This is a genomic window from Streptomyces sp. A0592 (genome assembly GCF_004795115.1).
In the GTDB taxonomy this organism is placed as follows: Bacteria; Actinomycetota; Actinomycetes; order Streptomycetales; family Streptomycetaceae; genus Streptomyces; species Streptomyces erythrochromogenes.
The window spans coordinates 61,795-74,768 of sequence record NZ_SSBM01000024.1 but is presented as its reverse complement, the minus strand read 5'-3'; the positions used below and the strand labels follow the sequence as shown (position 1 = coordinate 74,768).

Genomic DNA, 12,974 nt, shown 5'->3' with positions numbered 1-12,974 from the left:
CTACTGTGCCGTGTACGCGTGGCCGCCCCGGGGACCCCGTCGCGGGCGCCGGGCCAGTACGGCGGCCAGCACGAGCAGCACGGCCCCGGCGACCGCGGCGGCCGGCGCGCCGAGCCGGGCGCCGCGCTCGGGCGGGCGGACCGGCTCGGGGCCCGGGCCGAAGTACTGGCCGGCGGCCGGGGCCGGGGCGGGAACCGCGGCCTCCGGCTGCATCGCCTCCGCGACCTGGAGTGCGGCGGCGGGATCCACCGTTCCATGGCCCCGGGCGTCGTCGCGGCCGCCGGCCGGGGAGTCGGAGGCGGTGTCCTCCAGCAGCTTCTTGATCTGGGCCGGGGACAGGTCGGGGTGCGCGGCCTTGACGAGGGCGGCCGCCCCGGAGACGAAGGCCGCCGCGGCGCTGGTGCCCCAGCCCTCGTAGTAGGAGCGGTCGGGGTCGGCGATGACCACGTCCACGCCGGGGGCGCTCACGGTGGCGTACCAGTTGCGCGTGGAGAACTTGGCCTTCCGGCCGCGGCGGTCGACCGCCGTCACGGCGATGACTCCCGGGTAGGCGGCCGGGTAGGAGACCCGGTCGCCGGACTCTCCGCCGTTGCCCGCGGAGGCGACGACGACCACGCCCTTGGCGAGGGCGTACTGCACGGCCTCGTCCTCGCCCGCCTCGTGGTGGGCGGAGTCGCTGTCGTCGCCGAGGGACAGGTTGATCACGTCGGCCCCGTGGTCCGTGGCCCAGCGGATGCCTTCGGCGAGGGCGCCGCCCTTGCTCTCGCGGGCCTTGGCCCGGCCCGGGTCGCCCTCTTCGAGGATCACCCGCACGGGCAGGATCCGGGCCTGCGGGGCGATGCCGAGGACGCCCTGGCCGCGGCTGGGGCCGTGGCCGTGCCCGGCGATGATGCTCGCCATGGCGGTCCCGTGCCGGGCCCAGGCGCGGTCGCCGGGGCCGGCGCCCATGCCGATGAGGTCGGTGCCGGCGAGGACCTGGCCGGACAGGTCGGGGTGGGACTCGTCGACGCCGGTGTCGAGGACGGCGACGGTCACGCCGTCGCCCCGGGTGGTGCCCCAGGCCTCCTCGGCGCGCAGGGCCAGGAGTCCCCACTGGCGGTCGCGGATGGTGTCGGCGGCGGCCGGGGCGGCGGTGGCCGTGGCGAGCAGGGCCGCGGCGGCGAGCACGGCCGCGCCGCGGAGGGCGGCCGGGGCGGTTGCCGTGGCGGGGGCGGGGGTCATCGGGCGACCTCGGCCTTCGGCGCGGTGGTGGTGGGGGGTGCGGCGAGAGCGGCCAGGCCGTCTCCGAGGCGGGCGGCGATCGCCTTGGCCTCGTGGCCGAGGCCCGCCTGGGCGGCGGCGCCCGTGGCGTCCTTCTTGACGAGGTCCTCGGCGGGGCGCGGGGCGTCCTGGGGGCGGCCGTCGGCGAAGGCGGAGACGGCGTAGACGACGGCGGGGGCCTCGGGGCGCACGGAGGCGGCCCAGGCGGCCCGCTGGTTGTCGGCGAACCCGTAGGCGGGCGGGGCGGTGAGCCGGCCGCCCAGCGCGTTCATCGTGGGCTCGTCGGCGGGGGTGAAGACCATGCCGACGGCGATCAGGGAGCTGCGGGTGGCGTCGGTGTAGGTGGCGCGGAGTACACGGGTGCAGCCGGTCGCGGCCACCGCGGCCTGCCAGTCGGCCGGGAGGGCGGTGGGGCAGTCGGCGTCGGGGGCGAGCGCGATGCGGGTCCAGGTGCGGTCGGCTCCGCCGGGGCCGGCCGAGGGGCCGGCGAGGACGGGCGGGAGGAGGCTGTCCACGGGGGCCGAGCGCCACAGCGAGCCGGCCTTGCGGTAGGCGGCGTCGGCGGGCAGGGGGCGGTTCGCGGCGCGGTGTTCGGCCCAGGTGGTGACGGCGGCTCCGCCGACGAGGCCGCCGCCGAGGACGACGCAGAGGGTGGCGGCCGCGACGCGGCCGGGGTGGCGGCGCGGTGGGGCGTGGGCGGGCTGGGGCGGCGGGGACCAGGGGTCGGGCTCGCCCGGGATCGTGGTCCGCGGTGTCGTCGTGGTCATCCGGCGGCTCCGCCCCCCGTTCCGTACGGCTGCCTGTCCGTACTCTACGGGGTTCACGGCGAGGCCCGATCGGGCCGGTGCCCTTGGCCCGGGCCGGGCGGGCGGGATCCGGAGCCGGGGCGGGGGTCCCGCCTTCTCGCCCCGTGCGGTTCCTTCCGTGTCCGCTGCGGGTCCTCCTCGGCCGGGCCGGCCGCCTTCAGCCTCGCCGGCGTTCGAGGCGCGGGGTGCGGGGCGGAGCCCCGGGGGATGGGGGCGCGGGCCCCTACCCACCGGTACAGACCTCTGGCAAGCTGCCGCCCATGAACTCCCCCGCCGCCGACCGCGCCCGGTACGACCGGGCGACCGCGCACCTGGACGCGCCGCTGGCCATCGTGGATCTCGAGGCCTTCGACGCCAACGCCGATGATCTCGTGCGCCGGGCCGGCGGCAAGCCGGTCCGGGTCGCGAGCAAGTCGGTCCGGTGCCGCGCCCTCCTCGAACGGGTGCTGGCCCGGCCCGGGTTCGCCGGGATCATGTCGTACACCCTCGCCGAGTCGCTCTGGCTGGCCCGCTCCGGGTTCGAGGACGTGCTCCTCGCCTATCCCTCCGCGGACCGGGCCGGTTTCGGCGAGCTGGCCGACGACGCCAAGCTGGCCGCCGCCGTGACCGTGATGGTGGACGATCCCGCGCAGCTGGAGCTGATCGACGCGGCCCGCGACGGCGGGGCCGAGGAGATCCGGGTGTGCCTGGAGCTGGACACCGCCCTGCAGCTGCTGGGCGGCCGGATCCGTGTCGGCGCGCGCCGCTCCCCGCTGCGCGAGCCGGCCGAGCTGGCCGCGCTGGCCCGCGCGGTCGCCGCGCGGCCCGGGTTCCGGGTGGTGGGGCTGATGGCGTACGAGGGCCACGTGGCCGGGGTCGGGGACGCGCTGGCGGGGCGCCCGCTGCGGTCCAGGGCGATCCGGCTGATGCAGGGCGCGGCCCGCAGGGAGCTGGCGGCGCGGCGGGCCGAGGTGGTGGCGGCCGTACGGGAGGTCGTACCGGCCCTGGAGTTCGTCAACGGCGGCGGTACGGGCAGCGTGCAGCAGACCGCGGCCGAGGACGCGGTGACGGAGATCGCCGCCGGGTCGGGGCTGTACGTGCCGCGGCTCTTCGACAACTACACCTCGTTCAGCGGGCGTCCGGCGGCGCTGTTCGCGCAGCCGGTGGTGCGCCGGCCCGGTGTGGGGGTGGTGACGGTGCTCGGCGGCGGCTATCCGGCGTCCGGTGCGGCCGGCCCGGACCGGCTGCCGGTCCCGCACCTGCCGCAGGGGCTGCGCTACGACCCGCAGGAGGGAGCGGGCGAGGTCCAGACGCCGCTGCTGGGGAGCCCGGCCGACGATCTGCTGATCGGCGACCGGGTCTGGTTCCGCCATGCCAAGGCGGGCGAGCTGTGCGAGCGGTTCGACACCTTGCACCTCGTCGAGGGCGACCGGGTCACGGACAGCGTGCCGACCTACCGGGGCGAGGGCCGCACCTTCCTGTGACGGCCCCTAGAACACCGTGTCCGCCTGGTCGGGGACGACGCTGGTGTCGCCGCGGCGGACCGGTCCGGGGGTGCCGTCGTGGTCGACGTAGCCCGTGGTGGAGCAGGGGTAGGGGCTGGTCCTCCGCTGCTTCGGCTCGATGAACATCGGGTTGACGATCCACTTGCCGTCGCTGTTGTCGTAGGCCCGGCACATCAGCTCGTTCTTGTTCCGGTTCACCGCGAGCCGCAGGGCGGTCGCGTCCCGCAGGAACGAGATGTCGGTGTCGGAGTCGCCCGCCGCGAACACCTGGCGGCGGGCGGCCGGCTGGACCTTCTCGGCGGCGGGGCCGCGCACCCCGAAGATCTCCTGGTTGATCCAGCAGCGCTTTCCGTCGATGTACGTGATCATCGTGTCGGCGCCGTCCCGGACGGATCCGCAGCCCTGGAGGCGGGTGGTGTACGCCCCGCCGCGGGTCGTGGTGTTGCGGATGCCGATGACGTGGTCCGCGCCGATGCCGACGCCCTCGGCCCAGACCTCGACGACCGGCTGCGGGGAGGCCGAGCTGATCCAGACGTCGAAGCCGGCTTTCCGGAGGCTCTTGATCAGGTCCTTCTGCTGGTCGTAGTAGCGCACCCAGCCGGTGGCGCGGCCGGTGCCTACCTGCTGGGTGGCGCCGACGGGCGCGGCGAGGTTCTCGGTGCGGGCGGCGGCGGCGAAGCCGCGGATCTCGCGGGCGGTCCAGCCCTGCATCAGCTGGGGAAGCCAGGCGTACCCGGGTTCCATGGTGCGGCGGTCCCAGCCGGCGAAGGCGGCGGCTCCGGTGCGGGTCGCGGCGGTGCCGTAGACCGCGTTGATCTCGTCCGCGCAGCCGGCTCCGGCGGGGGTCCCGGTGGGCAGCGGGGTGCCGGGGCGGGCGAGGGCGCCGCAGGCGTCGCCGAGGGCCCGGCCGGCGGCGGGGGTGAGGAAGCGGCTGGTGGTGTTCCAGTCGCCGCGGGCGGGCTGGCGGATCCTGGAGTTGCGGAGCAGCCAGAACATGGTGGCGTCGCCGACGTCGTTCTTGACGACGGTGTTGTCCCAGTCGAAGACGGCGACGGGCGCGGCCCGCTCGGCCCGGTACGGGTTGCAGCGGCCGTGGCGGTCGATGAGCTGCTGGAGTCGCGCCTGGTTGTCGCCGTGCCAGCCGGGCTTCAGCTGCGGGGTGGTGCAGGGCGCTCCGGGGTGGGCGGCCTCGGCGGAGGGGGCGACGGCGACGAGGGCCGCCACGGTGATCGCGGCGGCGGCGAGCGCCTGGAGGCGCCGGGTGGTGGTGCGTGGGGACATGGGTGAACACTCCTTGGCGGTGAAGGCGTCACGGGCGGTGGAGCACGACAGCCGGGCGTCGTGCGACGCCCGGCTGTCGGGTGGGTGGTGCGGGGGTGGCGGGGTGTGCGTCTACAGGGGGGTGACGTACGCGCCGGAGATGCCGCCGTCGACGAGGAAGTCGGTGGCGTTGATGAAGGAGGAGTCGTCGCTGGCGAGGAAGGCGACGGCGGCGGCGATCTCGGTGGGCTCGGCGAACCGGCCCAGCGGGATGTGCACCAGCCGGCGGGCGGCGCGCTCGGGGTCCTTGGCGAACAGTTCCTGGAGCAGAGGGGTGTTGACGGGCCCGGGGCACAGGGCGTTGACGCGGATGCCCTCGCGGGCGAACTGGACGCCGAGTTCGCGGGACATGGCGAGGACGCCGCCCTTGGAGGCGGTGTAGGAGATCTGGGAGGTGGCCGCGCCCATGATCGCGACGAAGGACGCGGTGTTGATGATGGAGCCGCGGCCCTGGCGCTGCATGTAGGGCAGGGCGGCCTTGCAGCAGAGGTAGACGGAGGTGAGGTTGACGTCCTGGACCCGGCGCCAGGCGTCGAGCTCGGTGGTGAGGATGGAGTCGTCGTCCGGCGGCGAGATGCCCGCGTTGTTGAAGGCGATGTCGACGGAGCCGTAGGTGTCGAAGGCGGTCTTGAAGAGGGCGTCGACGTCCTCCTTGTCGGTGACGTCGACCTTCACGAAGAGGCCTCCGACCTCCTCGGCGGCGGCCTTGCCGGCCGTCTCGTCGATGTCGGCGCAGACGATGTTGGCCCCTTCGGAGGCCAGTCGGCGGGCGGTGGCGAGGCCGATGCCGCTGCCGGCACCCGTGATGACGGCGGTGCGGCCGACGAGGCGGCGGCAGATGATCTCGGTGGGCTCTACGGACATGGGTCAGGCCTCCGTGCTGATGAAGACGTTCTTGGTCTCGGTGAAAGCGGTGAGGGCGTCGGGTCCGAGCTCGCGGCCGAGTCCGGACTGCTTGTAGCCGCCGAAGGGGGTCCAGTAGCGGACGCTGCTGTGGGAGTTGACGGACAGGTTGCCGGCGGCGACGGCGCGCGAGACGCGCAGCGCGCGGCCGATGTCGCGGGTCCAGAGGGAGCCGGAGAGGCCGTATTCGGTGGCGTTGGCCAGGCGTACGGCGTCCTCCTCGTCCTCGAAGGGCAGGAGGACGGCGACGGGGCCGAAGACCTCCTCGGCGGCGACGGGCGCGGTGGGGGCGACGTCCGTGACGAGGGTGGGCGGGTACCAGAAGCCGGGGCCCTCGGGGGCGGTGCCGCGGATCGCGGTGAGGTCGTCGGTGACGAAGGACCGTACGCGGTCCAGCTGGGTCCGTGAGATCAGCGGGCCCATCTGGGTCTTCTCGTCGAGCGGGTCGCCGACGGCGACGGCGGCGATGCCGGGGGCGACGAGGTCGAGGAAGCGGTCGTACACGGAGCGCTGGACGAGGATGCGGGTGCGGGCGCAGCAGTCCTGGCCGGTGTTGTCGAGGAAGGACATGGGGGCTGCGGCCGCCGCCGCTTCCAGGTCGGCGTCGGCGAAGACGATATTGGGGCTCTTGCCGCCGAGTTCGAGGGTGACGCGCTTCACCCGGTCGGAGCACTTGGCCATGATCTGCTTGCCGACGCGCGTGGAGCCGGTGAAGACGATCTTCGCGACGTCGGGGTGTTCGACGAGGGCGTCGCCCGCGGTGTCCCCGCGGCCGGGGAGCACCTGGAAGAGGTGTTCGGGGATCCCGGCTTCGAGGGCGAGTTCGGCGAGGCGCAGTGCGGTCAGCGGGGTGGTTTCGGCGGGCTTGAGGATGACGGCGTTGCCGGCGGCGAGGGCCGGGGCCAGGCCCCAGGCGGCGATCGGCATGGGGAAGTTCCAGGGGGCGATCACGCCGATGACGCCGAGGGGTTCGAGGAAGGTGACGTCGATGCCGCCGGCGACGGGGATCTGGCGGCCGGAGAGCCGTTCCACTCCCCCGGCGGCGAAATCGAGGAGGTCGCGTACGTTGCCGGCTTCCCAGCGGGCGTTGCCGATGGTGTGGCCGGCTTCGCGGACCTCCAGCTGTGCCAGTTCCTCGATGTGCCCGTCGACGACGGCGGCGAAGCGCCGCAGCAGGCGGGCGCGGTCGGCGGGGGCGGCCGCCGCCCAGGCGCGCTGGGCAGCGGCGGCCCGGGCGACGGCGGCGTCGACGTCGTCCCGTGTGGCGGCCGGGACGACGGCGACGGTTTCCTCGGTGGCCGGATTCAACACTCTCAGATGAGAAGGGGCCAGCGCGTCGGACACGTGGTGCCTCACAGTTTCGTTCGGTGGCGTGCGGTGGCTACAGGCGTTCGAAGGAGCGGCGCAGCTCCCAGTCGGTCACCGCGGAGTCGTAGGCGTCGAGTTCCACGCGGGCCATGTTGCGGTAGTGGGCGACGACCTCGGGGCCGAAGGCGGCCTTGGCGATCTCGCTGTTCTCCCAGAGTTCGGCGGCCTCGCGCAGGGTGGCGGGTACGTGTGCGTAGTCGCCGGTGTAGGCGTTGCCGGTGCAGATCGGCGGCAGCTCCAGGCGGTTCTCGATGCCGTAGAGCCCGGCCGCGACCAGGCCGGCGACGGCGAGGTAGGGGTTGACGTCGCCGCCGGGGAGGCGGTTCTCGAAGCGCATGGAGCGGCCGTGGCCGACGACGCGCAGGGCGCAGGTGCGGTTGTCGAGGCCCCAGGCGACGGCGGTCGGTGCGAAGGATCCCGGCCGGAAACGCTTGTACGAGTTGATGTTCGGGGCGTAGAGAAGGGAGAAGTCGCGCAGCGCGGCCAGCTGGCCGGCCAGGAAGTGGCGCATCACGGGGGACATGCCGTGTTCCTCGTGGCCGTCTCCGGCCATCGCGTTGCGTCCGTCGGCGTCGGTGAGCGAGAGGTGGATGTGACAGGAGTTGCCCTCGCGCTCGTCGTACTTGGCCATGAAGGTGAGCGAGACACCTTCCTGGGCGGCGATCTCCTTGGCGCCGGTCTTGTAGACGGAGTGCTGGTCGCAGGTGGTGAGCGCCTCGTCGTAGCGGAAGGCGATCTCGTGCTGGCCGAGGTTGCACTCGCCCTTGGCCGACTCGACGACCAGGCCCGCGGCCTGCATCTCGTTGCGGATCCGGCGCAGCAGGGGCTCGACGCGGCCGGTCCCGAGGACCGAGTAGTCGATGTTGTACTGGTTGGCGGGGGTCAGGCCGCGGTAGTTGGCGTTCCAGGCCTGCTCGTAGGTGTCCTGGAAGACCATGAACTCCAGCTCGGTGCCGACCATCGCGGTGTAGCCGTGCTCGGCGAGGCGTTCCAGCTGGCGGCGCAGGATCTGCCGGGGTGCGGCCACGACGGGCGTACCGTCGTTCCAGGCCAGGTCGGCCAGGATGAAGGCGCTGCCGGGGTTCCAGGGGATGCGGCGCAGGGTGGCGAGGTCGGGGTGCATGGCGAAGTCGCCGTAGCCCCGGTCCCAGGAGGACATCTCGTAGCCGTCGACGGTGTTCATGTCGGTGTCGACGGCCAGGAGGTAGTTGCAGCCCTCGGTGCCGTGCGCGAGGACCTCGTCCAGGAAGAACTGTGCGGCGAACCGCTTGCCCTGGAGCCGCCCCTGCATGTCGGGGAAGGCCAGGACGACTGTGTCGATCTCACCGCTGGCGACGAGGGCGCGGAGCTCCTCGGGCGCGAGCGGCGGCTTGCGGTCTACCACGGGAATCTCTCCTTCGGTGAGCCGAGGAGCCCTAAGGTATTGAATAGAACCATTGCTTGGGAAGGGGAGGAGTCGAGATGACCGATACGGCGAGCGAAGGCGACGCCGCCCGGCGCCTGAACCCGGTGCTGCGCCAGGTGCGGGCGGGCAACGGGTTCGAGGAGGCGCTGGAGCAGATCCTCCAGGTGGTCCGCCTGGGCCTGGTGCCCGGCGGCGAAAGGCTGCCACCCGAGCGCGAGTTGGCGGAGCGGATGGGGATCAGCCGGGTCACCCTGCGCGAAGTCCTGAAGGTACTGCAGGACCAGGGCCTGGTGGAGGCGCGGCGCGGCCGGTACGGCGGGACGTTCGTGCTGCCCCGCCCCGACACCCCGGCCGGCGGCACCGAGGAGGAGCTGCGCAGACGGGTGGCGGGCGTGGACATCGAGGACGCACTGCGCTTCCGCGAGGTCCTGGAGGTGGGCGCGGCCGGGCTGTGCGCCTCCCAGGGGCTCACCGAGGAGGGCGCCGAGCGGCTGCTCGCCGCGCTCGGGGCCACCCACGACGCCCCGCTCGCCGACTACCGCCGCCAGGACACGCTCTTCCACCTCACCCTGTGCGAGCTCGCCGGGTCCGCCACCCTGACGGCCCAGTACGCGGCCGTCCGGGCCACGGTCAACGACCTGCTCGACTGCATCCCGCTGCTGGTCCGCAACCTGGAGCACTCCCAGCAGCAGCACAGCGCGCTGGTGGAGTCGGTACTGGAGGGCGACGCGGCGGGGGCCCGCGAGACCATGCGCGAGCACTGCTGCGGCACGGCGGCGCTGCTGCGGGGGTTCCTCGCCTGAGCCGGCCGGGAAGGAGGGTTCGCAGGGCGTCCGAGAGGTTTTCGTAACTTCTGTTTTACGCAGAGGTCTTGCGCGCTCCGCTCCACTAGGACAAAGGTACGCCCCACAACCATTGCCCTGAGGCAGGAGCGCACGATGGCCGACGACATCGAGGCACGGCTGGCAGCCGTGCCCGCACCCACCACGTCACCCGCCGGGGGCGACGGCCCGGACGACTACCTGGAGCGCCGCATGCTGCGCCGCGGCAGCGCCGGCTGGCTGCTCCTGACCGGGCTCGGCGTCGCCTACGTCGTCTCCGGGGACTTCTCCGGCTGGAACGTCGGCCTCGACAAGGGCGGCTTCGGCGGTCTCGCCATCGCCACCGTCCTGATGGGCGCCATGTACGCCTGCCTGGTCTTCTCCCTCGCGGAGCTGTCCACCATCCTGCCGACCGCGGGCGGCGGCTACGGCTTCGCCCGCCGCGCGCTGGGCCCCTGGGGCGGCTTCCTGACCGGCACCGCCATCCTCATCGAGTACATCCTGGCCCCGGCGGCGATCGTCATCTTCATCGGCGACTACGTGGAGTCCCTCGGCCTCTTCGGCCTCACCTCCAGCTGGCCCATCTACCTCGGCTGCTTCGTGATCTTCATCGGCGTGCACCTGTGGGGCGTCGGCGAGGCGCTGCGCTTCAGCCTCGTCGTGACCGCCGTCGCCGTCGCCGCCCTGCTGATCTTCGCGGTGGGCGCGTTCACCGAGTTCAGCGCCGACGGCCTCAACGACATCCCGGTCGACCCGAGCGCCTTCGGCTCGAACTCCTGGCTGCCGCTCGGCGTCCTCGGCATCTGGGCCGCGTTCCCCTTCGGCATGTGGTTCTTCCTCGGCGTGGAGGGCGTGCCGCTGGCGGCCGAGGAGGCGAAGGACCCGGTCCGCTCCATGCCGAAGGCACTGTCCATCTCCATGGGCATCCTCGCCCTGCTGGCCCTGATCACCTTCTTCGCGGCGACCGGCGCGCAGGGCGCCGACGCCGTCAAGACGGCCGGCAACCCGCTGGTCGTCGCCCTGGAGGGGGACGGCGGCCCGACCGCGCTGAGCCGGTTCGTGAACTACGCCGGGCTGGCGGGCCTGGTGGCCTCCTTCTTCTCCCTGATCTACGCGGGCTCCCGCCAGCTCTTCGCCCTCTCGCGCGCCGGCTACCTGCCCCGCTTCCTCTCCCTCACCTCGAAGCGCAAGGCCCCGTACCTGGGCCTGATCATCCCCGGAGCGATCGGCTTCGCCCTGGCCGCGTCCACCGGCAACGGCGCCCGCATGCTCAACATCGCGGTCTTCGGCGCCACCATCTCCTACGCCCTGATGGCGCTCTCGCACATCGTGCTGCGCCGCCGGGAGCCGCAGCTGGAGCGCCCGTACCGCACCCCGGGCGGCATCCTGACCTCCTCGGTGGCCTTCGTACTCGCCCTGTCGGCCCTCGTCGCCACCTTCCTGGTGGACAAGGACGCGGCATTCATCGCACTGGCCGTGTACGCCGTCGCCCTGGCCTACTTCGCCTTCTACAGTCGCCACCGCCTCGTGGCGTCGGCCCCCGAGGAGGAGTTCGCGGCCCTCGCCGAAGCCGAGGCGGAACTGGCCCGCGACTGAAACCCTGTCATCGTCCGTCCCCGTTGCTTCCGGAGGTTTTGAACGTGCCCAGGCCGCTCATCGGCATCACCACCTACGTCGAGGAATCCACCCGCTACGGGGTCTGGGACCTCCCGACGTCCCTCGTACCGACCGGGTACCACGAACTCGTCCGGGCGGCCGGCGGCGCGGCCGTCCTGCTGCCCCCGGACGAACCCGGTTGTGCGGCGGAGGTGTTGAGCCGGGTGGACGGCCTGGTCGTCGCGGGCGGCCCGGACCTGGACCCGGTCCACTACGGTGCCGCGCGCGACCCCCGTACGGGCGCCCCCGCCACGGTCCGCGACCACTGGGAGCTGGCCCTGATCAACGCGGCCCTGGAGGCGGACGTCCCCGTCCTCGGCATCTGCCGCGGGATGCAGGCGCTGAACGTGGCCCTGGGCGGCACGCTGGTCCAGCACATCGACGGCCACGTCGACACCCCGGGCGTCATGTCCTGGCACCCGGTCCGCCCGGTCCCGGGCACCCGGTACGCGGACCTGGTCCCGGAGGAGGCGCAGGTCCCGACCTACCACCACCAGGCGGTCGAGCGCCTGGGCCGCGGCCTGGTCGTCTCGGCGCACGCGCTCGACGGCACGGTGGAGGCGATCGAGCTGCCCGATCCGGCGCGCTGGGTGCTGGGCGTCCAGTGGCACCCGGAGCGCGACAAGGACACCCGGGTGATGGCGTCGCTGATCGAGGCGGCCTCGGCGCGCAGCGCCGTGCCGGTGGCCTGACCGACCGCCGGGCGCGGGGCTCCCACCCTTCCCCGGTGTCGGAGCCCCGCGCCCGGCTCCACCGCGTCCCACCCCGCCGCACGAATGGCCCTGCGGCGGGGTGACGTGCAGGCTGGAAAGGTGAGCACACAGGCACACGGCAGGGCCGCCAACCCGGTGGCCGGGTTCCTGGACAACCCGGTCGTGGGCATGGCGCCCTGGATCATCTTCTCCCTGCTGGTCGGCCCGGGACGGTTCGAGTTCGCGGTCGGACTGGCGCTGGCCGTGTCGGTCGCCCTGACCGCGCTGACCCACCTGGTCAACCGCGGCACCTCCTGGAAGCTGCTGGAACTGGCCGACATCACCTTCTTCGCCACCATGGCCGTGATCGGAGCCCTGGCGAGCGAGGGCACCCTGAACTGGCTGGAGACGTACGCGGGCGAAGTCGCCAACATCGCGCTGGCAGTGATCGCCTTCGGCTCGATGGCGGTCCGGACGCCCTTCACCCTCCAGTACGCCCGCGAGCAGGTCGATCCGTCGCTCTGGCACACCCGCGGCTTCCTGCGGACCAACTACATGATCACGGGAGCGTGGGGCATCGCCTTCCTGATCGCGGCGGCCGCAGGGGCGTACGGAGACCTGGTCCTGCACAACCCGAACAACATGTGGACCGGCTGGATCGTCCAGATCCTGGCGATCGTGGCCGCCGTGAAGTTCACCGTCTGGTACCCGGACGTCGCGCGGGCCCGGGCGGTCCGCGAGGCCTCCGGCCTGCCGCCCGAGCCGACGCCGTGGGCGGGCTTCCTGGTGCCGCTGGCGGGCACGCTCGTACCGGTCGGCATCGCCGTCCTGATCTTCGACAACATGTGGTGGCTGGGCGTCGCCCTGATTGTCGCGGGCTCCCTGCTGACGAAGACCCTCCGGTCTCGGGCCGACGAGGAGCCCGCCTGACGGCGGACTCCCGTCCCGTCAGCGGCTGAAGGCGACCGACCGGAGCCCCAGCCGCTCCGAGCCGTAGCCGGTGAGCGGCCGGAGAGTGAAGTGGTCGCCCTCGCAGCCGGGGCCTGCGACCTCCGCCAGGGTGATGCACCCCTCGCTCTGCGGGTCTTCGAGCACCACCCGCAGCGGGCGGCCGTCGAGGCCGGTGACGGTGTACTGGAACTCACCCGCGGCGGCCGAGGCCGGGACGGTGAGCAGGAGGGCCGCCCGTGCCGAATCGATCCGCCTCGCCCTAACGGGCCTGCACCCGCATCCCACGTGTTCCGCGGATCACGGTGACG

At 73.4% G+C, this 12,974-nt stretch carries 12 protein-coding genes; 5 read left to right on the top strand and 7 right to left on the bottom strand.

The window, feature by feature from the left end; all coding sequences use genetic code 11:
• Both mycP and E6U81_RS27910 read right to left on the bottom strand, forming a co-directional pair.
• The gene (gene mycP, locus E6U81_RS27915) at nucleotides 1-1,221 is read right to left on the bottom strand and encodes a type VII secretion-associated serine protease mycosin (protein ID WP_136232830.1); all 1,221 of its coding nucleotides are present in this window, start codon (nucleotides 1,219-1,221) and stop codon (nucleotides 1-3) included.
• Nucleotides 1,218-2,027 carry a hypothetical protein gene (locus tag E6U81_RS27910; RefSeq protein WP_136232829.1) on the bottom strand — a complete coding sequence of 270 codons (810 nt, stop codon included), beginning with the start codon at nucleotides 2,025-2,027 and terminating at the stop codon, nucleotides 1,218-1,220. Before E6U81_RS27910 ends, mycP begins: the two co-directional genes overlap by 4 nt.
• A gap of 299 nt (nucleotides 2,028-2,326) precedes the next feature.
• On the opposite strand from E6U81_RS27910, the gene E6U81_RS27905 reads away from it, so the two are divergent.
• Entirely contained in the window at nucleotides 2,327-3,529 is a 1,203-nt protein-coding gene (locus E6U81_RS27905; RefSeq protein WP_136232828.1) for an alanine racemase, read from the top strand.
• A gap of 6 nt (nucleotides 3,530-3,535) precedes the next feature.
• On the opposite strand, the gene E6U81_RS27900 is transcribed toward E6U81_RS27905, so the two are convergent.
• The 4 genes from E6U81_RS27900 to E6U81_RS27885 all read right to left on the bottom strand — a co-directional run bounded on the left by E6U81_RS27900 (nucleotide 3,536) and on the right by E6U81_RS27885 (nucleotide 8,525).
• The gene (locus E6U81_RS27900; protein WP_136232827.1) at nucleotides 3,536-4,831 is read right to left on the bottom strand and encodes a haloacid dehalogenase-like hydrolase; all 1,296 of its coding nucleotides are present in this window, start codon (nucleotides 4,829-4,831) and stop codon (nucleotides 3,536-3,538) included.
• 111 nt (nucleotides 4,832-4,942) lie between these two features.
• Nucleotides 4,943-5,734, bottom strand: coding sequence for a 3-oxoacyl-ACP reductase (locus tag E6U81_RS27895; RefSeq protein ID WP_136232826.1), 792 nt, complete (start codon nucleotides 5,732-5,734; stop codon nucleotides 4,943-4,945).
• Between the two features lie 3 nt (nucleotides 5,735-5,737).
• Complete coding sequence (locus tag E6U81_RS27890) at nucleotides 5,738-7,084, bottom strand: aldehyde dehydrogenase family protein (protein ID WP_240804051.1); 1,347 nt, start codon at nucleotides 7,082-7,084, stop codon at nucleotides 5,738-5,740.
• A gap of 70 nt (nucleotides 7,085-7,154) precedes the next feature.
• On the bottom strand, nucleotides 7,155-8,525 hold the full coding sequence (locus E6U81_RS27885; protein ID WP_136232825.1) for a glutamine synthetase family protein: 1,371 nt from the start codon (nucleotides 8,523-8,525) through the stop codon (nucleotides 7,155-7,157).
• Nucleotides 8,526-8,602: 77 nt separating this feature from the next.
• Between E6U81_RS27885 and E6U81_RS27880 the strand changes: the two genes are divergently transcribed.
• From E6U81_RS27880 to E6U81_RS27865, 4 genes are all read left to right on the top strand, one after another.
• The gene (locus tag E6U81_RS27880) at nucleotides 8,603-9,349 is read left to right on the top strand and encodes an FCD domain-containing protein (protein WP_136232824.1); all 747 of its coding nucleotides are present in this window, start codon (nucleotides 8,603-8,605) and stop codon (nucleotides 9,347-9,349) included.
• 231 nt (nucleotides 9,350-9,580) lie between these two features.
• A complete protein-coding gene (eat, locus tag E6U81_RS27875) occupies nucleotides 9,581-10,963 on the top strand; it encodes an ethanolamine permease (RefSeq protein ID WP_240804053.1) in 1,383 nt (460 codons plus the stop codon).
• A gap of 44 nt (nucleotides 10,964-11,007) precedes the next feature.
• The gene (locus tag E6U81_RS27870; protein ID WP_136232823.1) at nucleotides 11,008-11,715 is read left to right on the top strand and encodes a gamma-glutamyl-gamma-aminobutyrate hydrolase family protein; all 708 of its coding nucleotides are present in this window, start codon (nucleotides 11,008-11,010) and stop codon (nucleotides 11,713-11,715) included.
• 120 nt (nucleotides 11,716-11,835) lie between these two features.
• The gene (locus E6U81_RS27865) at nucleotides 11,836-12,645 is read left to right on the top strand and encodes a hypothetical protein (protein ID WP_168714757.1); all 810 of its coding nucleotides are present in this window, start codon (nucleotides 11,836-11,838) and stop codon (nucleotides 12,643-12,645) included.
• An 18-nt stretch (nucleotides 12,646-12,663) separates the two neighbouring features.
• Here E6U81_RS27865 and E6U81_RS27860 read toward each other — a convergent pair whose 3' ends face one another.
• Nucleotides 12,664-12,951 carry a hypothetical protein gene (locus tag E6U81_RS27860; RefSeq protein ID WP_240804050.1) on the bottom strand — a complete coding sequence of 96 codons (288 nt, stop codon included), beginning with the start codon at nucleotides 12,949-12,951 and terminating at the stop codon, nucleotides 12,664-12,666.
• Nucleotides 12,952-12,974 lie beyond the last annotated feature (23 nt).

Bases quoted from the DNA above. Each gene is read 5' to 3' on its own strand.
- E6U81_RS27910 (WP_136232829.1), bottom strand. From the start codon at position 2,027: ATGACCACGACGACACCGCGGACCACGATCCCGGGCGAGCCCGACCCC.
- E6U81_RS27900 (WP_136232827.1), bottom strand. From the start codon at position 4,831: ATGTCCCCACGCACCACCACCCGGCGCCTCCAGGCGCTCGCCGCCGCC.
- E6U81_RS27905 (WP_136232828.1), top strand. From the start codon at position 2,327: ATGAACTCCCCCGCCGCCGACCGCGCCCGGTACGACCGGGCGACCGCG.
- eat (WP_240804053.1), top strand. From the start codon at position 9,581: ATGCTGCGCCGCGGCAGCGCCGGCTGGCTGCTCCTGACCGGGCTCGGC.
- E6U81_RS27880 (WP_136232824.1), top strand. From the start codon at position 8,603: ATGACCGATACGGCGAGCGAAGGCGACGCCGCCCGGCGCCTGAACCCG.
- E6U81_RS27895 (WP_136232826.1), bottom strand. From the start codon at position 5,734: ATGTCCGTAGAGCCCACCGAGATCATCTGCCGCCGCCTCGTCGGCCGC.
- mycP (WP_136232830.1), bottom strand. From the start codon at position 1,221: ATGACCCCCGCCCCCGCCACGGCAACCGCCCCGGCCGCCCTCCGCGGC.